At 51.0% G+C, this 26,858-nt stretch carries 14 protein-coding genes and 1 tRNA gene; 1 reads left to right on the plus strand and 14 read right to left on the minus strand.

Going from position 1 to position 26,858, the window contains the following annotated elements:
* The 6 genes from purB to AB1690_00890 all read right to left on the minus strand — a co-directional run.
* Positions 1–1,277, minus strand: a 1,277-nt coding sequence (gene purB, locus AB1690_00865; protein ID MEW6013852.1) for an adenylosuccinate lyase, incomplete at its 3' end; no start/stop codon positions are given.
* On the minus strand, positions 1,274–1,921 hold the full coding sequence (gene fsa / locus AB1690_00870) for a fructose-6-phosphate aldolase (GenBank protein MEW6013853.1): 648 nt from the start codon (positions 1,919–1,921) through the stop codon (positions 1,274–1,276). The genes fsa and purB, both read right to left, overlap by 4 nt.
* A 26-nt stretch (positions 1,922–1,947) precedes the next feature.
* Positions 1,948–2,679 carry a tRNA pseudouridine(38-40) synthase TruA gene (gene truA, locus AB1690_00875; protein MEW6013854.1) on the minus strand — a complete coding sequence of 244 codons (732 nt, stop codon included), beginning with the start codon at positions 2,677–2,679 and terminating at the stop codon, positions 1,948–1,950.
* On the minus strand, positions 2,676–3,488 hold the full coding sequence (locus tag AB1690_00880) for an energy-coupling factor transporter transmembrane component T (GenBank protein ID MEW6013855.1): 813 nt from the start codon (positions 3,486–3,488) through the stop codon (positions 2,676–2,678). Before AB1690_00880 ends, truA begins: the two co-directional genes overlap by 4 nt.
* A 170-nt stretch (positions 3,489–3,658) precedes the next feature.
* Complete coding sequence (locus AB1690_00885) at positions 3,659–6,388, minus strand: M6 family metalloprotease domain-containing protein (GenBank protein ID MEW6013856.1); 2,730 nt, start codon at positions 6,386–6,388, stop codon at positions 3,659–3,661.
* Positions 6,389–6,444: 56 nt separating this feature from the next.
* Positions 6,445–9,360, minus strand: coding sequence for a S8 family serine peptidase (locus tag AB1690_00890; protein ID MEW6013857.1), 2,916 nt, complete (start codon positions 9,358–9,360; stop codon positions 6,445–6,447).
* 294 nt (positions 9,361–9,654) lie between these two features.
* Here AB1690_00890 and AB1690_00895 point away from each other — a divergent pair, with 294 nt between their 5' ends.
* Positions 9,655–11,829 (plus strand): glycosyltransferase family 39 protein, encoded by a 2,175-nt coding sequence (locus tag AB1690_00895; GenBank protein MEW6013858.1) that lies wholly within the window; start codon positions 9,655–9,657, stop codon positions 11,827–11,829.
* Positions 11,830–11,882: 53 nt separating this feature from the next.
* Here AB1690_00895 and AB1690_00900 read toward each other — a convergent pair whose 3' ends face one another.
* From AB1690_00900 to AB1690_00935, 8 genes are all read right to left on the minus strand, one after another.
* Positions 11,883–14,225, minus strand: a complete 2,343-nt coding sequence (locus AB1690_00900; protein MEW6013859.1) for a hypothetical protein — start codon at positions 14,223–14,225, stop codon at positions 11,883–11,885.
* Between the two features lie 38 nt (positions 14,226–14,263).
* Complete coding sequence (locus AB1690_00905) at positions 14,264–15,217, minus strand: PorV/PorQ family protein (GenBank protein MEW6013860.1); 954 nt, start codon at positions 15,215–15,217, stop codon at positions 14,264–14,266.
* A 38-nt stretch (positions 15,218–15,255) separates the two neighbouring features.
* A complete protein-coding gene (locus AB1690_00910) occupies positions 15,256–18,594 on the minus strand; it encodes a carboxypeptidase-like regulatory domain-containing protein (protein MEW6013861.1) in 3,339 nt (1,112 codons plus the stop codon).
* A gap of 313 nt (positions 18,595–18,907) precedes the next feature.
* On the minus strand, positions 18,908–19,696 hold the full coding sequence (locus tag AB1690_00915) for a biotin/lipoate A/B protein ligase family protein (GenBank protein ID MEW6013862.1): 789 nt from the start codon (positions 19,694–19,696) through the stop codon (positions 18,908–18,910).
* Positions 19,697–19,777: 81 nt separating this feature from the next.
* Positions 19,778–19,851: transfer RNA gene (locus tag AB1690_00920), tRNA-Arg, on the minus strand.
* A gap of 127 nt (positions 19,852–19,978) precedes the next feature.
* Positions 19,979–20,983 carry a protein phosphatase 2C domain-containing protein gene (locus tag AB1690_00925; GenBank protein ID MEW6013863.1) on the minus strand — a complete coding sequence of 335 codons (1,005 nt, stop codon included), beginning with the start codon at positions 20,981–20,983 and terminating at the stop codon, positions 19,979–19,981.
* 136 nt (positions 20,984–21,119) lie between these two features.
* Complete coding sequence (locus AB1690_00930; protein ID MEW6013864.1) at positions 21,120–22,109, minus strand: T9SS type A sorting domain-containing protein; 990 nt, start codon at positions 22,107–22,109, stop codon at positions 21,120–21,122.
* 103 nt (positions 22,110–22,212) lie between these two features.
* The gene (locus AB1690_00935) at positions 22,213–26,811 is read right to left on the minus strand and encodes an Ig-like domain-containing protein (protein ID MEW6013865.1); all 4,599 of its coding nucleotides are present in this window, start codon (positions 26,809–26,811) and stop codon (positions 22,213–22,215) included.
* Positions 26,812–26,858: the final 47 nt, after the last annotated feature.

Consider the following 26,858-nt stretch of genomic DNA (forward strand, 5'->3'; position numbering starts at 1 on the left):
TTGAATATCTTGCCGACATTGCGGAGATAATATTCCAGGTCGAAACAGGCATCGATTTCATTTTCGCTGAGGTATTGGCGGATTTCGCGGTCTTCCTTTACAAGGTCCTGAAAACCGTCGGGACCTTCGTAGGCTTTCATGGCGTTTCTTTGCACCAGATGATAGGCGCGGTCCCGGCTGCCGAGTTTATCTGTCAGGAGTAACAGCACCCTTTGCGAGAAGACAATTCCGCCGTAGCGATAGATATTCTCAAGCATTCTTTTCTCATCGATTACCAGCCGCTCCAGGATGTCATTGAATAGTTTCAGCCCGTAATCGACGATGATAGTGCTGTCGGGGATTATGATTCGCTCGACCGAGCTGTGGGCGATATCGCGCTCGTGCCAGAGGGGGATATTCTCCATGGCGGAAAGCGAATAGCCGCGGACAACGCGGGCAATTCCGGTCAGTCTTTCGGCTGTTATCGGGTTTCTCTTGTGCGGCATGGCGGAGGAGCCTTTCTGGCCGCGGACGAAGCCCTCCGCCATCTCCCCTATTTCAGTCCTCTGAAGATTTCTGATTTCGGTGGCAAATTTCTCAAGAGAGGAGGCGAGAATCGCCAGGGCGGCAATATAAGCGCCGTGACGGTCACGTTGAATAACCTGGGTGGAGACTTTGTCGACCTTCAACCCCAGTAAACGACAAGCGGCGGTTTCGATTTTAGGGTCAATATTGGCAAAGTTGCCGACCGCTCCCGATATAGCGCCGACTGCGCAGGCCTCGGCCGCCTGACGAAAGCGCTCCCGTCCCCGCTCCAGTTCCGTGTACCAAACGGCAAATTTCAATCCGAGGGTGGTCGGCTCCGCTATCACTCCATGAGTGCGCCCGATGACAGGGGTCATTTTGTACTTAAGCGCCAGATTCCTGATTTTATCGAGGGCGGCGACAATTTTCTTGTCGATGAGAGTTGCCGCTTTTTTCATCTGGAGAGAGAGAGCGGTATCGAGCATATCGGAGGAGGTCATGCCGAAGTGGATATACTTGGAGTCGTGGCCCACAAATTCGCTGACGGAAGTGAGAAAAGAGATGACATCATGATTGGTTGTCGCTTCAATTTCGCTAATACGCTTGACATCGAAGTCGGCTTTCTTGAGGATATTCTTGAGAGCCCTGTGTGGAATCATCCCGGCCTGCGCCATAGCGCGGCAGACCGCCAGTTCAACATCGAGCCAGTGGCGAAATTTCGATTTTTCCGACCAGAGCTCCCCCATCTGGGGCAGGGTGTAACGGCTTATCATCCTTGGTTCACTTTCTTCCAATCGTCAAGAAACTTCTGCAGGCCGATATCGGTCAGAGGATGCTTGATTAATTGCTCAATCACTTTGAAAGGGCAGGTGGCGACGTCGGCTCCCATCATAGCGGCATCCACCAAATGCAGCGGGTGGCGGACTGAAGCGACCAGGATTTCAGTGCCGAAAGCATAGTTGTTGTAGATTTGCGAAATCTGGCTTATCAGTTCCATTCCGTTGTGGGAGATATCATCGAGCCGTCCCACAAAAGGAGAAACAAAGGTAGCGCCGGCTTTAGCCACGAGAAGCGCCTGCGACGGCGAGAAACAGAGAGTGGCATTGGTCATAATCCCTTTACCCGACAGCGCCCGAATCGCTTTTAGTCCCTCCTTGGTGGTGGGAATTTTGACGGTGATGTTTTCGGCTATGGAGGCAAGGTCGAGCCCTTCCTTTATCATCCCTCCGGAGTCAAGCGCCACCACTTCGGCCGATACCGGTCCCGGGACGATTTTGCAAATCTCTTTGAGAATTTCCCGGAACGGCATTTTTTCTTTAGCGGCAAGCGAGGGATTGGTTGTCACACCATCGATAACCCCCATGGCGGTCGCTTCCCTGATTTCATCAAGATTGGCAGTATCAATAAATATTTTCATAATTCTTAACCTCGTTTTCGTTGTGGTCAATATCCGACATCGGCCAAATATAACCCTCTTGCCGGAGCGACATGTTTGATTCGCGTATGGTCGCCGGATGTCATAATATCGCCAAATTCCTTCAAAGTCAAGCAATCGTTGGGCTTGGCGGTTTCGACCATCAGTCCGACCAGAGACCGGACCATGCTATGGAGAAAGCGGTTAGCAACGACATCAAAGATAAAGAGGGAGCCATCATTTTGCCAGCCCGCCTGCATAATCTGGCATGAGTTCTCTTCCTTCTGTGACGCCACCGTGCAGAAAGCGGAGAAATCATGCTCTCCCAGGATTTTGGAGGCGGTTTCATTCAATCTGGATAAGACAAGTTCATGCGCGATTTCCCAGCGATATTCGAAATGGAGGGCCGATTTGGCGGTGTCAATTAGATAACGATAGTGACGCCAGCGGGCGGAACGCCGCGCATGAAAGGAATCATCGACGACAGCAGCATCTTTGATTAATATGGTTCGAGGAAGATAATAATTGAGGGCATTCTTGTACTTTTCAGGCGGGAGGGAATGCTCAATTTTAAAATTGGCGAACTGATGGAGGGCATGCACGCCGGCGTCGGTTCTTCCAGCTCCGATTACCGCGACATCTTTTCCGGTCGTCTTTTTGATCGCCTGCTCAATTTCTCCCTGGATAGTCGGCAGCCCCGGCTGATATTGCCATCCGGCGAAGTCTGTTCCCTTGTATTCGATATCCAGCCTGATATTCATTGTCGACTTAATTCTCCGGTCAAAAAAAACAGAACTGCCGCGGAGGACAAAGCGGCGGCAAGGAATAACCAATCGGAAGCGCGGAAGCGGAATATATGGTAGGCGCTTCGCGGCTCACCGCTGACATACCCGCGCGATTCAATAGCCATCGCCAGTTCATCAGCCCGGCGAAGAGCCGAATGAAAGACCGGTATCAGAAGGTACAGCAGTTTGCGTCCCCGCTCACGGAGTTTACCCGATAAAGTGACGCCGCGGACCATCTGGGCTTTACGAATCATATCGAATTCCTCCGCCAGCACGGGAATGAAGCGCATGGCTATGAAGACGATTAATCCGATATCTTCGGCCGGGATGCCGAATCTCCGGAACGGCTTAAGCCAGCTGACCAGGGTTTCGGCTAATTCATCCGGGGCGGTGGTAAGCGAGACAAAGAAAGCGATAGTCACAAAAACCAGGACTCGCAATGAATACGACACCGCCATTTCGATGCCGCCGGAGGTGAGGGCAAAACCGAATATCTCCATCACTTTTTCGGTATCGCGGGCAGAAAAGATAAGATGATACAGGGCGGTGATGAGCGCAAGAATCAGAAACGGTTTGAGATTGCGCAGAATAATGGCGGCGGTTATGCCGGAAAAGATAAGCAGGATGGTGACACCGGCAATGATGCCGAGATAGAAGTAGATTGACGTGGTAAAAATGCTGAGGAGCATGATAAACAGGGCAAAAAATATTTTTCCCCGCGGGTCGAGCCGGTGTCCAAAAGAATTGGAGGGGCGGTACTGGCCTAAAATGAGTCTATCGTTCATGGTGACAGAAGACGCGAGCGTTTATTCCTGCACTAAATATTCGGCCGATTTTATCAAGCAGTGAAATTTACAAGGAGAAGGAAAGGTTGTCAACCGACAAGGGGAGGAATAGAAAAGCCCCGTGAGATGCGGACGGGGCTTTTTCTGCTGAGGAGCCGAATAATGCTGGCTTATTTAAGGAGAACCATCTTTCTGGTTTCTTTATCCGCTCCTCGGGTCAGTCTGTAAAAATATATTCCGCTGGCAACCCGGACGCCATTACGGTCGGTGCCATCCCACTCAACCGAATAGTTGCCGGGCAATTCTTTTCTATCCACCAGAGTCCTGATTTCCTGCCCAAGAATATTGTAAACTCTGATATTGGTATTAGGTATTTCCGCTCCGGTGACTGCCTTGAGAGTATAGTCAATCCTGGTGGTGGGGTTGAAAGGATTGGGATAGTTCTGGCGCAACACAAAGTTCTGCGGGAGAACCCGGGAAGTGTTATCGTCTTTTATATCGGTGGTGAAGGAGCCGAAGAAACTGATGATACGGCTCATCAGAGAATCGCGACGAACGAATCCTGCCGACGGCATCTCTTGAAGGCCCTCGTATCCAAAGTTGAAGAAGACCAGTTTGTAATTGTTATCGTATGTGAGCGCCGAGTAATTGGTCTGATTGCGGAATTTGAACGCCGGCAGCGCGCCATTGACCGGGATTATCTTGTCAGAACTGGTGAAAATCTGATTATTGCCGCTGAAATAGCGCACTGCGATTCCCTCGCCTACAGGCGAGCCGGCGATGCCGTCATGATAGATGCTGAAACCGGCGCCGCCGTATCGGGCGTGAAGATAATTCTCAAGGAAGAGCGAGTCCTGCACCCGCAATTTATCGGCAAGATCCTGACCGGTCAGAAAGAGATTGCCGCCATTGTCAAGATAGGTCTTTATGGAAGTAATATCGGCCGCCTGCAAATAGCCTGACGCGGTATCACCGGTGAACCAGAAAACCATGCGGTAGTTGTTCATAAAAGGTCCGGGGGGAGCGCCCAGAATCCGCTTTTCCCAGATATCGGCAGGAATTCTTTTGGCGTACAGGTCGCCGAAATAGATATCCTCATAGGAGTCGCCCCGATCATCATCGACAATCAAGACCTGCGGTCTGCCGATTACTTTTTCGACCGCGAATGCATTTGTATAGGTTCCGCCATCGGTGGAAATGTCAAGGAAGAACGAATCATAGGTCGGCGTGATGGTGTCGGGAACAACGAAACTGAGCGGGCTGGAAATGTTGTTGGCGGAGGCGCCGTCTCCCGTAAGAGAAGAGCGAAATACCGAGGGGTTGTTAATATTTATCGACGGGTCATTGCTGGAGAGAGTGAAATTGGCATTGGCGGCGGTGAGCCAGAGATTCTTGATGAAGAAAAAGACCTGGACCGTTTCGCCGGGGTCGAAGAAGCCATCGGAATGCTCATCAACAAAAACCAGAGAATCGAGAGCGATATAGGGACGGGACCAGCGGATATCAAGATTGGCGTACATTACCGAATCGGGGTCAGAAATATTCCAGACCGAGACCTCGGTGATAGTCGGTCCATAGCCGCGGCTGTCGGGAACCGAGAGGTCATCAAAGGAGCGCTTATTGACGCTTCCGGGCCAGGGGTCGCCGGCGTCACCGTCGTTGTACAAGGTGAACTCCAGATTGCGAAGTCCATCTGCTTGCTCCAGAGCGACGCGATAAGGGATACCGGAATTGTTGCCGTCGGCATCACCCAGAATATCATATACATGATAGATAAGAAGCCCTTCGCCCGGCAGATAGGCGTCAAAACCGGTTAACTGGCGATTCTCCACCAGGAAGTACTGCAACCCATAGGTGCCATCTGACCAGAGCCGATAGATGACCGGGTTGGTTTCGACCTGGGGAATAGGCGCATTGACAAGATTGCCGGTCACATTGGTTTCGGTAACAAAACCGGCGGCTATTTTGCTGAAGGCATCGAAATGCGCCGGTGTGCGGGAATTATTGTTGTAACTGCCGCTTCCCATGAGCGACCAGCGACCCAATCCGGCGGAGGTATTATCGATATCGGCGATATCATAAAGGTCGGGCAGACCGATAAAATGACCATATTCGTGGCAGAAGACACCGATGGGAGAGATCCCGGGAACGGCGTCAGACTCTTCAGGCTCCATCGTGTAATTATAGACTTCAACGCCGTCTCTTGTCTGTGGGACACTGAGGTGCCACTTATGCGAATGTATTTCGGCTTCGTCGCCCGATTCCTCGAAACCAGTTCCGGCATGCACCACAAAGAGGCCATCCACTTTCCCATCCGGTCCACCGCCGAGCCCCCAGGAATCATAAACCGAGAAATCGACATAATCATCGGCGGAATCGACCGCGATTTCAGCCAGGCGCTGAGCATTGTTAGGGTAGGACCCAATGCCATTGGTCCCGTATGGGGAATAATAGCTCATCGGCTCCGGCATCCGGAACCAGCCATAGACATCACCGATGATGAAAAATGTGCCGTAAGAGTTCTCGAGATAGTATTCCGTCATGGAGCCGCTCGGGTTCTTCCCTTCCGAAAATAACACCGAATCAAATAGTGGCGGAGTGGCCGCAATAGCGCCGGCGGTGTACGGTTTATCGCTGAAATCAACCAGAATTACGAGGACTCTGACGGTATCGACTTGATTGATATCGGTGGCAAGTTTGTCTTTGGCTTTGATAGCGGCGGGTGCATCCATACCGCGGCTTCGGGCATCATTGAGCCGATTGACAAAATCATCAAATATGCCTTCGGCTTTCAACTTCTCGATAACCTCCGGCGACGGCGGCACGGCGTAAGCCGCAGGGTAAATAAGCGCCAGCCAGAGCAGGAGGACGGCATATTTAATCATGTATCTACTTTTCATTTATGATTCCTCACTTCAGTCTATAGGTATGTTTCCCGTTATCTCTCATTCAAGTTTTATTTAACAAGCATCATCTTGCGGGTCAGGACGGCGGTTTCGGTCTTCAGGACATAGAAATAGAGTCCGGAGCCAACTGCTTCTCCCCTGTCGGTACATCCGTTCCAGAGCGCTTCGTGACGACCGGCGTCAAGAGAGCCATGCAGCAGAGTCGTTACTTTCTGCCCAAGAATATTGTAAACGGAGAGAGTTATTTCAGAGCGACGAACCAGGTCAAAGCTGATGGTAGTCGCCGGATTGAAAGGGTTGGGGTAATTTTGATGAAGTACAAACTGCTCAGGAAGTAACGGGGAATCGTCATTGACATCGGTGCTGCCCAGATACCTGCCCCAGGCGCGGCTGGCGGAATATTTCAAAGAATTTAAATCATGACCGGCAACAAGAGCCAGAGCGACTTCGACCGAATCTCCGGGACGAATGAAGTAAGGACCGAAAGAATTGAGGGTCATGAAGTCGGCAGCAACAAGGTTGTTTATCATAGTTCCGCTTCTCTTAATATAATCGAACTTCTGCTGCGAGGTAAGCCCAATCTTGGCGCCTCCGTTCTCCAGCGTCGATATACCATTCATGGCTTTAAGTGAAACAATGCCGATAGCGGTTTGTTCGCCAAGTTGATAGACCATTCCGTTATCGGAATCAAAACCGGCCTGGTCACCGCTGGGGGAAAGGTCGAAATCGGTCAAGAAGCCAAAGTAAAGACCGTTTATATTTTCCAGCGAATTATTGACAAGGTAATATTTAATAATCAGATAGTCTTCTTCACCCGCTTCATCAAAACTAAGTACCGTCTGATTGACAGAAATCGGAATCGGGATAGGCGACTCGCTGTCGGCAAAACGGGAAAAACTGCTGAAACCGCCGCTGGAGGAAAGGGTTGAGGATGTTAGGGGCGTCAGCGGCATGAAATCGGACTGGTCGGCGCGCGCCAGACTGTCGCGAACGGAAGAAGAGAGCTGCAGGGCGCTCCTGCCGATTATTATTCCGGCTTCGTAAAGCAGGTTCGAGGAGCCGTCATATTTAAATCCCTCACCGCCGGCGGAATAGATGGAATTTATGCCCAAGCCGAACTGTCCAAAGTCGGAGACGGTGAACTGGATGGCGGCGGTGGAGTGAGTCAGCATCGAGCCGTTAGGGGCCCGTCCCACCGTCACCTGCAGAGGAAGAGTATCGATACCCATACCGAAGGGGTAGGTTATATGCAACGCCAGCGGCATCGAGGCGCCGTTAATTAGCGCGCTATCAAAGCGCAATCTGAAAGCGAATGGATTGATGGAATAGCTTCCCCCCGGCTCAAAGAAGTACGGTGAAGAACTATTGATAACAGTGGCACGAGAATCGAGGGAGACGATAGTAGCGAACAGGGAATCGACATTGGCGGCCGGGATATTGAGGCGGAGGAAGAGGTCAAAAGTCTCGCCCGGGTCGGCGATACCGTCTCCACTGATAACCTGCCCCGCGAGATAGACTTCAGGCATAAGCGGCACGGGCAGGTAGTTGAGTATGCGGGAAGCGTCGGGAAGGCCATATCCGTAATTATTATCTTCTCCGGCCGCGCCTAAATCGCGGCAGGAATTCAGGATGGCGGTCTTGATTTCCGCCACAGTGGCGTTGGGATTGTACTGCCTCATCAAAGCAACCAAACCGGCGATGAAAGGGGCGGACATGGAAGTTCCACTCATCAGGCGGTAAGTTCCGCCTTTGTAGGATGAATAGACCGAAACGCCGGGCGCGACTACTTCCGGCTTGATTTTGGTATTATCGCAGCTGGAGGGTCCCCGGCTGGAGAAATTGGCGATAGTGAGATTGGCGGCGTCCAGAGCGCCGACAGCAAAGGAATTGAGCGGGCTGCTGGCGCGGTTGGCGGGAATCCGAAGGGTCATCGGGTCAGGACCTTCATTTCCGGCAGCGAAAATTGTCACGATACCGGCCGCTTCCACATTATCGATTACTTGATTAAAAGTCCCGTCGCAGGGCGGGAAGATAGAAGTAGGAATTCCCCATGAGTTGAGAATCACATCGGGCATATCATTAACGGTGGAGAGATTGTTATCGGGATTAAGCGCCCATTGAAATGCGGCAATAATATCGGCTACCGTGTTGCTCAAGGTTCTCCCCTGGTCGATAACGGCGGCGGTAATCCATTCGGCATCAGGCGCCACGCCGAAACTATCGGCGGCGGCGTTTCCGACCATAATTCCCATCGTGTGGGTTCCGTGGCCCACCTTGTCGATCGGGATAGTATCGGTCAGCGCCGGAGCAAACCAGGCGGCGCTGTAAGAAGTCTTACTACCGCGCCATTTGCTTGAAAGGGCCGGGTGAGAGCCTTCAACTCCGGTATCAAAGCTGCAGACCAGTCGTCCGCGGCCCCGCAGCCCTCTATTCCAGAGATAAGGGATATTGAGCGCTGATAGATGAGTCGAGACGGTCGAGATTTTATTCAAACGGGGGAGTTGTTCATCAATGGGAGCGATATATTCAACCGGAGCATTATCGACAATCGAGGTCACCGCAGTAAGCCGGGCAATCTTCGGCAGCTGCGACAGCGGCAGGGTCACCTGAAGAACCGGCGCCACCCAGAATTCCCGAAACTGGGCCGAAGGAGAAAAAGCTTGAATCGATTTTTTCAGGTCGGCAACAAGCGCCGAATTCTGACGCGACAGATTTTCCACGGCATGCAGCCGGGTGGCTTCAAGACTGCGCGAGGTCTCCGCAAAAGCATTAATCTTCTGAGTAGTCTCGGCTTCTGGAGTGGCGAAAACCAAGACAGAGATGATGGTATCAATGGGAGAAGACTGATTCTTATCGATCAGCTCCGAAAGCGCTGGAGAGAGAGAAGCGGCCGACGCAGGAAAAGGGGTGATAACGGCGGAAAAAGTGATGACCAGGACAAAGAGATTCGATAAGTATTTCAGCATTTTGGTTCTCCTCAGCATCTTCTGATAGAGGTTCGAGCAACCGATATGCCGCAGGAGGAGGACATTTTGGAGATGCAAATGAAGATAATCCGGAACGGACGAACCAGACTCGCCAAGCCATAAGATATTGTGGCATTGTAACTTATATTGTTTATATAAACTGTTTATTTTATGCACAGTTTTGCTCAGGGAGATGGATTCATTTTGCAGGGCGGTCTTGAAGTATGCATATAGGAACAGGATTGCAGCCTCTTAACAGTTGAAATAAATCGTGGTTGAGTTTATTTTGGTTTGATGCGTCGATTCAAATTCCGAAATATCTTTTCAGACCCTCTGACCATTGTAATCTTGCTGGGGGGATTGTACCGACTTATCTATCTTCTTCACTATTATGCCAGCCCTGAATGGAGCCAACTGCTGGTCGATTCTCTCTATCATGACCGCTGGGCAGCGGCAATCGCATCGGGCGACTGGGTCGGAGCGGAAGCGTTCTTCCGCGCGCCGCTGTATATCTATTTTCTGGGATTAATTTACGTCGTATTTGGGCATTCAATTCTTATGGCAAGAATCGCCGGGTGTCTCTTTGGACTCATTTCTATTGGCCTCACCTATAAGATTGCGGAGAAGGTTTTCGACAAGCGTACTGCGGTCATAGCCGCCGGAATTCATGCCCTGTATCCATTGGCGGTTTACTATGAATCGGAATTGATGGTTGAGCCGTTTCTAACATTTCTGCTGGAGGCGGCAGTTCTGACACTTCTTTCGGCGGCGCAGCAACCGGGGTATCGCCGCTATGCATATTCGGGACTTCTTATGGGACTTGCCGCCATTACAAAACCGGTAGTACTGCCGCTTTTTATTGTTATCGCGGGGTACATTTTTCTCAGAAGCGGCGGAATCAAGAAGGCAGTCGGATTGTTTGCAGTTTTCATGGCAGGCGTTATCCTTGTCATTTTGCCGGTAACAATCAGGAATTATGCTGTCTCCAAAGACCCGGTGCTGGTGGCATCATCAGGAGGAATCAATTTTTATATTGGCAATAATTCTCGCGCTGACGGCTTGACGGCATCAGTCCCGGAAATCGGCGCTAACTGGCAAATTGAAGATATTCGATATCTGACAGAGAAAGAGACGGGACAATCGCTCGCCCCGTCAGAAATATCCGATTACTGGTACAGGAAGGGATGGCAGTGGATAGTTGAGAATCCTGCAGATTTCGCGAGGCTGTACATAAAAAAGATATATTTCTTCTTGAATAACTATGAAGTTTCCAATAATCGGAATCTCAACGCGGTATTTGCGGCGAATCCGATTTTGAGAATATCGCCGTTGAATTTTGGCATGATTCTGGCGGGGGCGCTTTTATCCCTGTTCTTCCTGAGAAGACTCAAAGAGAGAAGACAGGATGTCATCTTAGTTCTGGGGATGATTCTTCTCTTCGCCGGGACAACCGCGCTCTATTTCATTAACGCCCGTTTCCGGCTGCCGATATTGCCGTTCCTTTTCTGCCTGGCGTCGTTTGGCGCAATTTCTCTGATGGATACGATAAGGATGGGGCGGCTTCTGCTGAGCGGATTATGCCTGGCAACAGCGGGGGCAGTATATATCTTCTCTATAAGTAATCTCTATCAGATTGACACTGAAAACATAAAGAGCGCTTATTTTAACCAGGGAAACTACTTCTTGTATTCCGGGGACTTTGAGCAAGCGCGCGAAAATTATTACCGTCTTCTTGACGACGACCCGGAATTTCCGGAGGCGAATCTGAATCTTGGGGCAACATTCCTGCGGCAGGGCGAAACCGATTCGGCCGAATTCTATTTCATGAAGGAGCTGGCATATTATCCTGCCAACGCCAGGGCGCTAAGCAACCTGGCAACTGTATTCTATCTGAGGAAAATGATGGATTCGTCGCTGACTTATGCCACCCGGGCGATTGAGGCTAAGCCATATTTCCTTGATGGATATCTGGCGAAGACTCGCGTCCTCGGCGCCAAGGGGGACCTGGAAAGCCTGGAAGAGCTCTTGAAGGAAGCGGATAGAAATCTGCCACGAAGAGGGCGACTTTATCTTGATGCCGGCATCATTTTCGGAGAGAAGAAGGAATTTGGCAAAGCCGAACTTTATCTCAAGCGAGCGCTGGCTGAGGAAGCAGCCCCGGTAGAAATGGATGATAATGCCTTCCTCTATTCCACCGAGGCGTATGACGCCGGACAGAGACGTCTCAAGGCAAAAGCCTTCTATGAGCTGGGATATATTTACGGAGTGCAGAATCTTTTGACAGAGTCAATCGAAATGAGCCGTCAAGCGATAGCGCTCGATTCCAGTCTGGCAGAGGCATACATCAATCTGACGAGCGGTCTGCTCCTGAGCGGGCAGGTGTCGTCGGCTAAAGCAACGTTAGAAACAGCCCGCCGTCGTTTTCCGGAGAATGCCGCCATCAAACAGATCTGGGAATCAATTAAATAAATAAGGGTCGAAGAAGTGGTATCTTCGACCCTTATTTTCTAAATCAGAAAATTCTATTCTTCGACAATATTCCGCAGCAGGCCGGCTTTCTTCTTAATCTGCATATCGCGCAGGACATTATCCAGCTCCTGAAGTTGCTGTTGCGAGCCGGAGAAAGCATTGGGAGCCAGTTTGCCGGCGCCAAGGAATGGCTGCTCAGCCAACCAATCCATCATCGGTTCGAAGACACCGAGGGCGGCCTCTCTCTCGAAAGGCAGCAATGTGAAGGTGAAGTGAGCCGTGCGGAAAAACGGAGTGTTCCGTTTAATCGCCACCACCGTGCCTTCGTACTTCAAAACATTGCCGGTTCTAATGGTGCTACAGGTATAAGACAGCTGCGGCGTATTGGTGCCGTACTTTGATTTGTAGAGGTATAAAGCTGTGTCGCTGAAGCTCTGCTTGGCGACATATCCGACCTCTGGATAGGCCCCCACCACCATCGGACCGGTAGCGGTAGCGCAACGGAAAGGAAATCTCAGAGCGCCGTATGAGGGCGGGCGATGCCAGTAGTAGCGAGATTCCAGCAGGAGAGTATCGATATTGAGGTCGGGCATATTCGGGTCAAGACTGTAGGCGCCGACAAAATCCTCAATACGAATCTGTCCATAGGGACCCCAGAAAGCGGGAGGACCAAACTGCAGATAACTTACAAATTCAGCCCAGGCTGTAAAGGATATCAGGTCGACGCCGAAAGCGATACGGTATTCAGATGGCGCCGACTGCAGGAGATTGGGTGGAAGCCCGTCGAATATATCGGTTCCGCTGGCGAAGGGACGGCGCATCATGGCCCAGCAACTCATACCATTGCGAATACCTTTCAGAATCGACTCCCCTTCAACCGATTCAAGATTTATCACACGGGTGGCATTGTCCTTGACCAGAAGAATTATCTTGTGCTTGAGCACATCTCTCAAGGAAATTACCGGCATGCCTCCGAGAGGATATTTGAGCAGGGCCGCTATCGCATAATAGTCCTGCGTGCAGCGGAAGGTACTGTAATAGACGAAGTAAGGGCCCTCGCCAGACAAATTGTAGATGGTATCATCAGGCAAGATATTATCGGTGTCAAAAGAGCCTGGTTTCCAGGTATTTATCAGGTCGCCGTATACAGTCTTTATCATGGGTGGCGTCGATTCCGGATATCCATCACGTCCCGGGAAAAGCGCGTAGTTGTAGTTTCCGGCTGTGGTATTGCCGTACTCGGTGAGGTCAAGGAGTATGACCTCGCGTTCAAATTTCGGTTCGATTACCGAGGTCCATTTATAATCCGGAACCGGGTCGGGGACTTTAGAATCATCGCGCGCCTGGCACCAGATAACGAAGTATTTCAGTCGCGTGGTGTCGCCCGCGGTTGAGACAGTGTCGTAACGGAAGACGTCATAAACATTGATATTCTCGTCATTCACCCAGGGCTGACCGGTTAAGGGATTATATGATTCGCCAATCACTCTCTGGAAGCGAGGCGGCAGGGAATCAATATAGAAGAACATATCCCAGGAGCCGTAGGGATTGCCGCCTTTTAGAGTATCGACCAGTATGAAATTGAAGACGGTATCGAAGGTCGTATCCCACGGAATCGTGGTGGTATCAATGGTAGTGTCGATTCTATTGACAGTCTTATAGAAATCACCCAGATAGTAGAAGTCGCCGAAGTTGTCGACAAAGACCGATTCAACGTAAAGCATATTGATTGTATCCATCTGAAGGCTATCAAACGGACCGTACATCTTCCACTGATACTCAAAAGGAGGCGGGTTGCGCGGGTAATCGATCGGGTCAGTGGCGGAAAACTGAATGCTGACACCCTCCAGTGAAATTGAACCGATTCCGGGGGATTTGGCGTTGATATACGGGTCATGAATCGGATTGGCCGTTACCAGCGTAATCGGGAAGTGATTATTCTTGCGATACATCCGGTACACAACACGGGAGCCGGCATCGAGATTATCCACGGCCTGAATGAAGATGTAGGATGCGACAAACTTGCGCACCGGGTCGCTGACATCAGCCGACATCTTCACCTTGTCCTTCGTTCCGGGACTCTGCAGAGTTACCGGCACTACAATCCAGGGTATGGAGTTACTCGGGGCAGTGCTAATAAAGCCATCGGGGTCGTTTCCGACGATAGTGCTTTCCACCACGGCATAGCGGAAATACTTGATAAAGCCATCAACATCGGTGCCATACCAGTAAATGGTGGTATCCGATGAGAACTGGGCGCCATCCACCGGAATATTCACGAATTCCACGATGGGGGGAATATTCGCGCGGGGAGGCCCCTTGATTTCTTTGTCACATCCCCCCACAATATATAAGCCGAGAAGCACTGCGGAAATTAACAATAAGCTCCGCTTCATATTATTCCTCCAGAAATTTGTCTTCCCAATCATAGCCATTAGAAGGAAAGTCCGATTGAAAATCTATGCACCTGGTCGAGCCATCCGAAGTCCTGATAAGCGTAATCGACCGAGATATCCATTTCTTCCCCGATGGGAAGACGCAAGCCGCCGCCGGCGGTAAAACCGTCGGAATCATAATTCAGCCTCTCCCCTATGCGGAGGCTGAACTTATTCTGAAACCAGTATTCCAATCCGACATTATATTTTTCCAGGTTGTCGGCCGGGTGGCTTCCTTCGGCTCCGATGGAAACAAGATGGTTCGGTGTGTTCAGGGCATCGATGGAAGCGCCAAACTTGAAGTTGATGGGAAGGGGAAACGCTTTGGAGATGAATTTGAAATCGGGACCGAAATTGGATATGACCATTCCGATTTTGAAATTGCGGTAGCCCGAATTATAGAGCGTCCCGACATCGGCGGCCCACCCGGAGGCTTTCTTCAGCTCCAGATTCTCCTGGATGAATTTTGCCGTGACCCCGACCGAGAATTTATCGGTGAGGAATCGGCCATAACTGACGCCGATAGCCAGGTCGCCGGCGGAAAAATACTGGGCATTGTTATTCTGGTCAACTCCCAGGGGATAGTAGTAGTCGGTATAGAGGATATCGCCGGCGTTCAGAGAATAGGCGCTGACGCCGACAACACCGCCAACCTGCTCCAGCGGAAAGACCAGCGCAAAGAATTCATAATTGATATCCGCGGGCATATCGACATGGGTAAACATGGCATCGCGGCCAAAGACATAGGTCAGTCCGGCGGGGTTGTAGTACACGGCGGAGGCGTCATTCACCCCCGCGCAAAAAGCCTCCGCCATACCCATAGCCCTTGCGGATACTCCTAACTCGAGGAAATTTAAGCCGGTCGTACCTACCTTTGCCTGACCAAACGCGAACATCGGCAGAGCCAGAATGGCAAGCATCAGCAATCCGACGCGGAATCTATTAGGTTTCATCGAATTCATCTCCTATATAAAACCATTATTTTCAAAACTTATAGGCTAAGCTGCAATCCCAGTTTAATCTGCCGACCGTAATTCCAGTTCTCTGGATTGCGGTCAAAATCGGTGCCGCCCATGACATTGTAACCATCGTTCTGGTTTGTATCGGCGCGCCCGGTATTGGCGTAAACGCCCTGGACGTTTCGGTTGTCCAGAAGGTTATCGACCCAGACGATGAAGCGCCAGTTGAGATTGACCAGCTTGAAGTATTTCTCGAAACGAACATCGAAGTTAAGCACGGAAGGGCGACGCATCGAGTTCTCATCGATATCGACACCGGCTTCAATGTCAAGGTTGGGATATTTTTGTCCCGGAGTAAAGGGACGACCGGTCTCAAAAAGTCCCTGAATTGAAAAGGTCCAGCCGTTCGGAATGGCAATGCCAAACAGTTTCGGTTTCATAGTCTCCGGAATGACCAGCTGAACGCCGCATTTGAGCGAGTGGCGAACGTCGTTATCGAGCGGCTTCTCCGAAAGAGACTCGCGACTCAGATAAAAATCGCTGAAGTAAGTGGTGCGGGTCTGCGACTGCTTGCCGTAAGCAAAAGCATAAGTATAGCTGACTTCACCGTTGATAAGACGGCCGCCGCGCTTATCAAGCATTACTTCAAATCCGCGGCTGCGGCCGTAGTCGCGATTCTCATATCGCTGCACAACGAGAGCGCCGCCGCCGAGCTTGACATTGGCGCTGTTAATCTTATCGAATTCATCCTTAAAATAGCCGGAAACGTCTATGGAATAATCTTCCGACATGGCATACTTGACGCCAAAGGAGTATTGAATGGTCTTGACATAGTCGAGGTTATAGTTGCCGACGACGTCATTGGCGGCAGCGGCAGTGGTATTACGGTCATACATGAAAGAATAAGACGGAAGCTGGTAGAAGTGACCATAGTTGAAATGAATTTTGGCTTTATCGGAAATCGGATAGGAGAAACCGATGCGCGGTGAAAGACGAGTCCGGTCGCCGAGAATGATGCCGCTTCCAAGGTCGTCCTGTCGGGCGACATCTTCCAGACCGCCGGACTGGATGAAGAAGTCGTAACGGAAACCGAGGCTGGCAATCATCGAGCCGTATTCCAGATTATCTCTCAAGTAGAGAGAGCCGCTGAGGGGATTGTAATCATAGAAGTCGCGCAATTCGCCGATGCCGGGATAGCGACCGCCATCGTCGCGACCGTTGTAAATCTGCTCCAGCGAACGGATATCTTCCTTATCAAGGAACTCCTTTTTCACTTCGATACCGGCTTTAAACTCATGGGCGCCCAACTGACGGAACACCTTGCCTTCCAGAGAATACTGCTGGATGCGCCGATGGTGCCAAACGGTTTCGCTCTCATAATTGCCGACATTCAAGAAGGAACTGCTACCGGAACCGTCATGCTGATTGTTACCGTTCAGGTCGGTAAAAGGCTCGCCCGGGTCGTAGCGACGATTGGGGGCATCATAAACGCCATTACCGTTCATATCAACAAAATCGATACCGGGTACCCAGGGTTCGAACGGATAGGTGTAGCGGGAGTTGCGGTCGATATCCATGTTTTTGTCGGGGTCGGCCGACATGACGAAGATATCGATCCCTTCCTCGTAACTGCCATTGTTATTGACATCGATAAATTTCTCACCGAGGTTGATATCGCCATCGATATAAGGCTCTTCATTTCGCGTGTCAATGATGTCGCGGCGGTCGGAGTCATAGACGCCATTGCCGTTGGTGTCATAGAGATAGTCACCCTGGTCCCAGGCGCCATTACCGTTGAGGTCTATAAACGGCTCACCTTCGAGATAGGGACCGCGCGAGCCATCATTGAAGCGGAAATTGGTCACATAGGTGTAACCGGCCTGCGAGTTATTTATAAAGGGCGAATTGCCGTAAGTGTAAAGCGGGGCAGAAAGGTCACGACCGTAAATCATCGTGTCGGGGAAAACGTTGATAATCGGCTCGGGCGGGTCATATATGCCGTTGCCGTTACGGTCATCGAAGCTTTCGAAATCCGTGTAGCGGAGGAACTGGTCGGGGTCAAGCCCCTCCCCGGGGTTATTGGGGTCACCCGGTTTCCATTGCACATCGCGATTGTAGTAAGCGGCTTTGAGATAATAATGCATATTCTTGGAAAGCTGGTGGGTGAATTCCAGAGAATATGACTGCCACTTAGTCTCGTTAATCGGCGCCGTATTGGGGGTGTAGCGATAAATCCAATTGAAATCGGTATAATGATTGACGCTGTTCTTATAGGAAAAGATCGCCTTCATATTGTTGAGCGGTTTCATCATCAGATTGGCATTTATGGTGTAATCATTGAGCTGCCGCTCCGGAATATCGAAACCAAGGAAGTTGAATTTGCCGTAACGCATGGCGGTATTATCGGAGGAGTATTTGTCATAGCTGTAAGGGGTGCCGGTCTTGGTCATCTCGGCGTACAGATAGTAGGTCACTTCCTTATCTTCAAGAAAATTGAGTCCCAGCGCCGGCAGAACGCGGCTCTTGAAAATCGGATCGGGACCGCCGATACTGAATGCCAGATTGTCGTAATTATTAGAATATTTGTTGAGGGTGGCATTTCCCAGGTCATCGGTCAGATACTGCAGATAGAGATTGGTTCTTTCCGCAGAACCGGTCTGAGTGGTTATTTTAATAATGCCAGAAAGGGCGTTGCCGTACTCGGGGTCAAAGCCATCTTTGATGATACTGATTTCCTGAATCGAGCCGGAAGTAAGCGAAAGCCCCAGTGTGGTTGGGCCATAACCGCCAAGTGGGTCGCCGATATTGACGCCGTCAACGATGTAGGCGACTTCACCGGCGCGACCGCCGCGGATAATCACTTCACCCTGGGAGGTGGTTACCACACCGGCCGTCTGCTGAAGCAGTTTATCTACATTCGTGACCGGCATAGTCTTGATGGCTTCGCGGGTCATACGAACAGTCCCGGTGAACTCATACTTGTCAATCTTGTCGCGGTCGGCGGTGACCTTGATAACTTTACCGATGTCGGTCACCGATTTTTCCATCTGAATGTTTATTTCTGTGGTCTTATCGGTGGAGACGACCACATCGGAAATCTCGACCGTATTGTAGGAAACAGAGGTGACGCGCAAGACATAAGTCTCAGTCGGCACCAGATTAATAAGATAGGAACCGTCGGGGTCGGTCATGGCACCCTGGGTGGTACCGACGATAAGAACGGAAGCGCCGGGAATCGGCTCGCCCGATTCCTTATCGGTGACACGACCTTTGATTTTGCCGGTTCCGGCGGCAAAGACGACGGATGATAGAAGCAACAGCCCGGATATGACAGCTACGAGAAGGGAAAATCTCCTGGGCAGTCCACTCATAACCCTTTCCTCCTGAAATCTATAAAATTACTAACTCTTATTCGTAAGTCCATTATGGGATTGGGATTGTTATTGTTTAAATACATTGCAGAAACTCTTTGGCATCTGACGACGGAAAGTGAGGAGTAGCTCCATCGCAGGCCTGTCATCTCAAGCACAGGCGCTCATTCCCATACCTATCCGGTTTACTCCCATAGGCATATATAATACCTCCGTTGGCAGCGGCAAGTCAAGCGATTTTTTCCAATTTTCCATCGGGAGAATCGCTCCCTTACCTCTTCAAAGATAAAGACTTTGGAGGCGCCAATATTGTTCAATCAAATCCGCGCTTTTCCAGCGGATTTTTGGTCAGAAATGCGATTTTTACGGCAAGTTCCGCCTTATCCCGAGAGGAAAGAGAAAATTCATTGAATTTGAGATGAAGATATTTCGCAAAAACTGCGGGAAAGAAGTCTTTCAATTCGTCCATGGAATACCCGGCGCTGCTGTTGGCTTTCGCTGCCGGTTCCATCGCTCCCTGACCGATAGCCGGGAATGGGGAGATTCCATTAAGTTTGAGCGAACCCTGGAAGATTATAAAATTGCCTTTTATTCTTTGAGCGACTCCGGCGATTTTTGAGCCTCCGGCGGTAAGCTCATACTTGGCAACCGATTGAAAACAGGCTTGCGACTTCAATGGGGAATTGGTTGGGGGGCTTTGCGACTGTCGCTGCCAATGGGCATCGATTCCCAACCGGATGAGAAGCTCTTTGAGGAGCTCGGACATTTTGGAATTCGTCGCCGAGAGGGAATGAAAGTCGGCTCCGAAGGTTTGCAGCGAAGTTGAAAAAGAGAAAGTTATCTCCGAGGTCTCATGATAAATGGCTCGGCCTCCGGTGATTCGCCGAATGACCGGAATTGGGGCAGTCATCTTTAATGGGTCGATGGCCCGCTCATAGCGTTGATTGTAGCCAAGGGTAACTCCGGGAGGAGCCCAGCTGTAGAGCCTCAGGACGGGCGGCAATTTTTTGCGGCAAACCTGGCCAAAGAGCCATTCATCCAACGCCATATTGAATATTGGCGGTTGTTCCGGCGTTACCAGGTAAAGAGCATCTCTTTCCATAATTTCATGAATATAATGAAGAAGGCAACTGCGGCGTCAAAATTCTTACTTGAGATTTAAGGAAAACGGGGCAATAAAAAGCACGCCCAGGAGGACTTGAACCCCCAACCTTCTGGTCCGTAGCCAGACGCTCTATCCAATTGAGCTATGGGCGCGTTTCGAGTGTGAAGAATATAGGCAATTGCAGTTGGGTCTGTCAAGCAAAACAAAAGCTGCCGGCGACGCCCAATTTACCCGGGCTTTTTGACAGAATCAGGACGCCGGAGACGTCAGTGAAAGTAGTTACTTACCGGTGGTGATAATAATTATAATGGCGGCGATAACAATAAAAATAGCGAAAATCCAGACGAGGGGACGTCTCTTCTCAACTGCCTCCACGCCCTCGACGCGGAACTGCTCGGTCTTTTCTTCTTGCTGAATTATGGCACCGATGATTTCATTCTCTCGCAAGAGAGCCTCATCGCTCTCCACCCCGACCGTCACCGGGGGCACCGCATTCTGGGTATTTTCGGAGGAGACTTCATCAACGCGGATAGCGGCGACAGTGACATTGTCCTGCCCGCCGCGGTCGTTGGCGAGCCGGACCAGGTTTTCGACGATGCCGTTGATATCGTCACGGCAATCCTTGATGGCGGCAAAAATATCGGTATCATCGGCGTAAGCCGACAGGCCATCGGTACAGAGGATATAAATATCGCCGGGCGAGATGCGGTCGGCGCGGTAGTCTATCTCCACCTTTTCATTGACGCCCAGTGCGCGGGTGATGACATTTTTTCCCACCATCATGGCGGCTTCGGCTTCGGAAAACTGACCGGATTGTTTCAGTTCCGCGACCCAGGAATGGTCAGTGGTGAGAGGGACCAGCCCGGCGAAATTCAATCGATAGGCGCGGCTGTCGCCGACATGGGCGATATTGATTATGCCGTTCTCGACGACAACTCCCACAATGGTGGTCCCCATGCCTGATAGATGGCTGCGGGAACGGGAACGGAAATAGATGCTGCGGTTAGCCAGTCTGATGGCTTTGATAAGAAGGTCACCCAGCGGCGGCAGCGTTGCCGGAAGACTGAGGATTGCATCTTCCATCAGGGCGCTGGCGATTTGAGAGAAACTGTAACTGACAATGGCGCAGGCGTCACGAGAAGCGACTTCCCCCGCCTGATGCCCCCCCATGCCGTCACAGACGAGGACAAGATTGTTTTCTGTATCTATCAGGAAGGAGTCTTCGTTGCCACTTCGAACCAGACCGCGGTCAGACTTGCCGAAGATAGAAATCCGTACGCTCAAAAACTCTCCATCTCAATAATGCCAATTCTAACAGTCAGCGAAATTATATATAATTTGAGAAATGGCAACAATAAAAAAACAGTCAAATAAAGAAGCCCCGCCAGGCGGGGCTTCTGAATCATCAATCAAGATAAAATCATTTCAGCAGAATCATCTTCCTCACATCAGAAAACTCTCCCGCAGTGAGTCGATAAAAATAAACACCGCTGGTGCGCGACGCCGCCGAATATTCTATGGAATGATTTCCGGCGCCAAGGTGACCCAGGTCGAAACTCTCCAACTGACGGCCCAGGATGTCATAAATCGCCAGAGAAACGTGACTCGCCCGAGGAAGGTCAAAGGAGATAACGGTCACCGGGTTAAAGGGATTGGGATAATTCTGATGGAGACTGAACGAAGCCGGCAAAAGCGGAGAGCCGTCGCCGGGAGCATCCGTCATTACAATATGGGTGGTTACCGAGCCTTCCACATAGACCGTCGGGTCAATACCAGAACTAACCCGAAAGGTGATGATATCGGTGGTATCTTCAAACAACACCGGCGGGACTAGAAAATCAAAGTACAGATAGGCGACCTGCCCGGCCGGGGCATAGGCGAAACCGAAGAAAGGACGAACAATCCAGCCGTTGTTGGAGGTTGCCGAAATCGTGTAAAAATCAATCCCCTGCCCTGTATTCTGCACCCCGACCATGTATCGGATGGTATCGCCGGGAGTGGCGAAACGGTCGGTCGGCATGGAATAGGGAGCGATAGAGATTATGGCAGAGGCCGAGAGATTGACTTCTTTGTCATCGCCAAGAACTCCGGTCCAGGTGGGCATATCAGGACCGTGGACGGCGGCAAGACGTCCGTTAATGACAAAGGTTATGGTCTCGCCTACTGCTGACGCCCCTTCATCTATGCCCGATAACGGGTCGTCCGCATACACCGGCATGAAACCATAATTGCCGGCGGTTATGACTGTGTCGCTGCCGCAGTGAGTTCCCTGACCGTCATAGGCGTCAATTATGGAACCGACCGGAAGCGGCTGGCCGTTGTATGTCGAGACCGAACCATAGAAATTCATCCAGACGTTAGTAGGATAGACATCCCCGAATGCCAGGGATGCCGTGAACAACAAACTCATTCCTCCGACTATCAAAACCCTCAGTAATTTATCTTTCACAACTTCACCTTCCTTATCCGGCTCCGCATTATACGGAGCCGGACCGAAGTTTATAGATTATACGCTATTTCATCAAGACCATTTTCCGGGTTTGCTCGAAGGCAGAGGTCTTCAGTTTGTAGAAATAGATGCCGGAGGCGACAGGATTGCCGTCGGCATCGATACCTTCCCAAACGACCTGATTCTCGCCGGCCTGCGCCATACCGTCAAACAGAGTAATGACCTTGCGGCCAAGAATGTTATAAACATCAAGAGTGGCATGTCCACCGGCAGGCAGAGAGAAGGAAATTGTCGTGGTGGGATTGAACGGATTGGGGTAGTTCTGACCCAGATAGAAACCGGTTGGAAGAATTGAGCCGCTCTTACTGGTCAGCGAGGAGATTTCTACACGGGCGCCCGCTTCCGACCAGGTGAAGAGCTCATCAGATTCAATGCCGCCGATTTTAATCCGGAACTTCTCCCCTGCCGCCAGACCATCCCGTTCAGACGTCGTTGGGTCGTCGCCATAGACCGAGACAAAGCCGAATTTGCCGTCGGCTCCAACCGTTCCGGCGCCGACAATCCGGCCATCAGGGGCGATGGCAAGCAGGTCAGTTCCCGATGGCACAATCTGGCCATCAAGAGTCAAAGACTTCGAATAGATGCTCATCCAGAGACTGGATACTGATAGATTATTCGGTTTGGAAGCGCGATTAATCTGAGCAAAAGTCTGGTCAAAGACCACTTTCGGACCGATGCCAGGATAAATCAGCATCTCGTCCTGAGTGACTTTCAGCCAGTAACCGAATCCCGGTTTCATCTCCAGCAAATCGGAGTAATTGGGAAGATTCGGGTCGTAGGTGCGACCGACGCCATCGAAGCCCAGGGCAACTATTAAATGGTCATGGACCGATGCCAGAGCCTCAGGGGTCGGGTAAACAGTATCCGGCAGATAACTGACCAGATTCCAGCCATATTCGAGGGCAATCGGGGTGGTAGGAGCAACCGGAACGCCGGTAATGACCAGAGTATCTTCACAAGTCATCTTAATCCAGTAACCGTGGAAGTGGTCCATATTCCAGAGAGTCGAGAAGTCGGTCAGCGCCGGGTCATAGGTGAAACCGCCCTGCTCAAAGCCGAGCACGACTTCGATACAACCGGCGATAGGAGCCAGAAGCGCCTCGAGGTCGTCCATCGGAGTATCGACATTCCAGGAAATCAGGTTCCAACCGCTGCGGAGAACAATGACACGGTCTTCGACCGAAGCGACGTCAAGGCAGACCTGCCAACTGTCGCCATTCTCGGTCCAGACCCGGTTACCGGTAGCGGTCGCAGGATAACCGTTCACGAAGAAGGAAATGGTATCGCCCGGGTCGGCGCCTTCATCTTCTTCAGAATAAGGGTCATCCCGATAGACCGGCATCAAGCCGTAGCGACCGGCCTCGGTGACAAAATAACTGCCGCAGAGAATGCCATCGGGGTCATAGGCATCGACTACGGAACCGACCGGCAGCGGAACATTGTAATAACTATTCATATCGCAGTAGAAATTGACCCATTCCGGAGTTGGTGTGATAGGCGGAATTGGGGTCAAGACTATATCAAAACCGATATTCCCGTATTCGATATCCTTGACCAGGCCGGGATAGTATCCCGTTTTGTAGGCGTAGGCATCGAAGGGGAAAATTGAGAGCGAATTGCAGGCAAATTGGCCGTTGAAATCGGACATCGCAGTAGCCATGACATAGCCGGCCGGGAAATGATTCCAGAGTTCAACGGTAGCGCCTTCGATTTCATTGCTATAAACGTCGATGACGCGCCCGCAGACATAGCCGGAGATACTGTCAATGACGATTCCGCCATAGATAAAGGTCGGATTTATTGACATTCCGGTTGTGTCGGTAAACAGCAGATGATTCATCATAATCGAGGTCGAATCAATTTTGACAAACGAGGTGGTGGCGGAATCAGAAACGGAGAAGTGCAGTTTTGCCAGAAGTCCGCGCCCCGGATTGATGAATGGGGTGAAAATGGTGAAAACGCCAAACTGCGCCTGCTGATTGGCGTTATCGATAGCCACCGGTTTGGTATCAACATAACCGACACGGGTACCGTCAAATGTTATAGAATCCAATGTCACCTGATTTGAGTTCCATTGGAACGGCATTTGAACTCCCGAGAGGAGTTCATTATTTTTGAAATATACCGGCACGATGACAGAACTCCCCGTTGTTGCCGGTACCGTGGCAATCCAGACAGAGTCTTCATAGCTGGGCGGGGCGCTGTTAATTCTGAGCATAACCGGAACGGCAACAGGAGAATTGACCGCAGCCGGGGCAGCAACCCAGATGGTATCGATATAATCGCCCGGAGCCAGACCGAAAGGATTAATCGAGAAGATTGCCGAATCTGGCGTTATGCGGGGCCAGGAAGTATTGAAGGTCAGCCATCCGCTGCTATTGGAGGCGCTATACTGAATATGGTACCCGTTCATCTCATAAACAACCATAGCCCGGTTCATGATAGGCGCGCCTTCATAAACCTCGATGTCAAAGACGGACGGACTGACCAGCAGAGTGGTCTCGGGCGGAGTGGCATCCAGTACATTTATGGTAACATAAGCGGTATCGCTGAGAGCACCATCGGTGGCAATGAAAGTTACATCATAAAATCCCGCCTGGTCGAAATCGGGCCAGAAGTAGAAGATTACCTCTCCAAAGCCGGAGTCTTCAAAGATGGCATTGGGAGGAAGATTTTCGGCCGAAAGGAAAGGAATGGTGCCATCGGGGTCAATGGCGGAAACTTCAAAATTCAATAAGGCACCTTCGTAGACAGTGAAGACGGAACTGTCGGGAAATATGGAGATAACCGGCGGCCGAGGAATATCGACCACGGTAATCTGAATCATTTCGGAGTCGACAAAGAATCCATCCGAGGCATAGAAGGTAATATCATAAGTTCCTGACTGGTTGAATTCAGGCCAGAAGACGAATAGTCCGGTGCCATTGGCACTGTCGAAGAAGGATGCATTGGGTGGCAGAGTTGAAGCGCTTAATATCGGTATGGTGCCATTGGGGTCGCTTGCAGTAATCAGGAAGAGCAGCTGGGCGCCCTCGTCGACCGATTTGTTTCCGATGGGAGCGAGAACGGGAGGGTCATTCACGTCGGTCACCGTAATGGTTACGATTTCAAGGGCGGTTTCGGTGCCGTCAAAAACCGAGAAGGTGACCATATGGTCGCCGACCTGGGATTCATCGGGAGTGAAATCGAAATTGCCAGTGCCGTCGCCATTATCGGTGAAGGTGGCATTGAGCGGAAGATTATCGACGAGCAGCTGCAGCGGGTCACTGTCCGGGTCGCTGGCAGTAACGTCAAAATTGAGATTCTCCAATTTGGCGACCGTTTTAGGTCCAATCGGATTCAGCACCGGAGGCCGGTTTACATTATTTACGGTTATGGTAACCAGTTCCGAATCAGAGAGGCTTCCGGCAATAATGTCGCTTACGATGAAGTGCAGAGGAATACTGCCGCTCTGATTAAAATTGGGCATGAAAGTGAAAGTGGCAGTGCCGTTATTATGATTGGTCAGCGTGGCATTCTGAAGCGGCGCCGGTTCAAAAGTAAACAGAAGATTGTTGCCGTCAGGGTCGGTTCCGGAAATCAAGAAGGAAAGGGTATCTCCCTCATCGACTGATTTATCTCCTATCGCAGCGAGAACCGGAGGACGATTGATATTGGTTACGGCAATAGTTACCAACTCGGAGTCGGCGGCGGCTTCATCATCGACCACTTTGAACCATATCGGGTAGGAGCCGGATTGGGTAAAGTCAGGCGTAAAAGAGAAACTGGCCGAGGTAGTATTTATCGGGGTCAGGGTGGCGTTGGCGGGAAGCGGCGTGGCGCTGAAAGTGAGGGGGTCGGTATCCGGGTCGGTTGCAGTGACAGTGAACTGAAGAGTGGCGCCCTCAGCCACCGATCTGTTGCCAATGGCGCCAAGCTCCGGTGGCTGATTGGTGGGAGCATTCGGGTCGGCAACTTCCCAGCACCAAGGGTGTCCCTGCGCAATCGCATAAATATCGGCGCCGACATCATTGCCGAAGGCCCAGTCGAATGACGGGTCATTCAGCCAGACTGAATCGATACAGATAGTCCCCGGCTGGTTAATTTGATAATGTAACTCATAGTAAGCGGTAGGAACTGGTGTAGCGGGGAATCCCACTGAGGAAGCAAAGCCATGTCCAAAATAATCGGGCAGAGTGCCGTCAAAATTGTCTGTCTTGAAAGCAAAGGGCCAATCGGATGGCTTACCAAAGAGGCCCCAGTAGGTGTCGTTATGAAAGCCATTTTTCAAAGCGACATTATCATAAGGAGCGGGAAGCACCGCACGGTTGGTCCCGGCCGGCGCGGCAACTTTGGTAATGGTCGTCAGATTGGGGGACCGTATTTCAAGGGTAAACCCGCCACCGAGCAGGGAATCCGCCGGGACCGGTTTGAAGTCCCAGTAGATGTCAAAATAGAAAGGTTCGCCCATCCTAATTTTGTCAACTCCCCCTTGATTGAATAAGAATTGACTGGGCACTACCGGATAGAGCCGGAGAGTGTCCGTATAGACTTGAGAATTGGCCGGCCCGGAGGCAATAACAATCAGGCAGACCAATGTAAACAGAAACCATTTCGTTCTCATTACTTGCTCCTGTTTCATTTGTATATTAGAGTCATTTATTTCGTGAG

The organism is Candidatus Zixiibacteriota bacterium, from assembly GCA_040753495.1.
Classification (GTDB): domain Bacteria; phylum Zixibacteria; class MSB-5A5; order GN15; family PGXB01; genus DYGG01.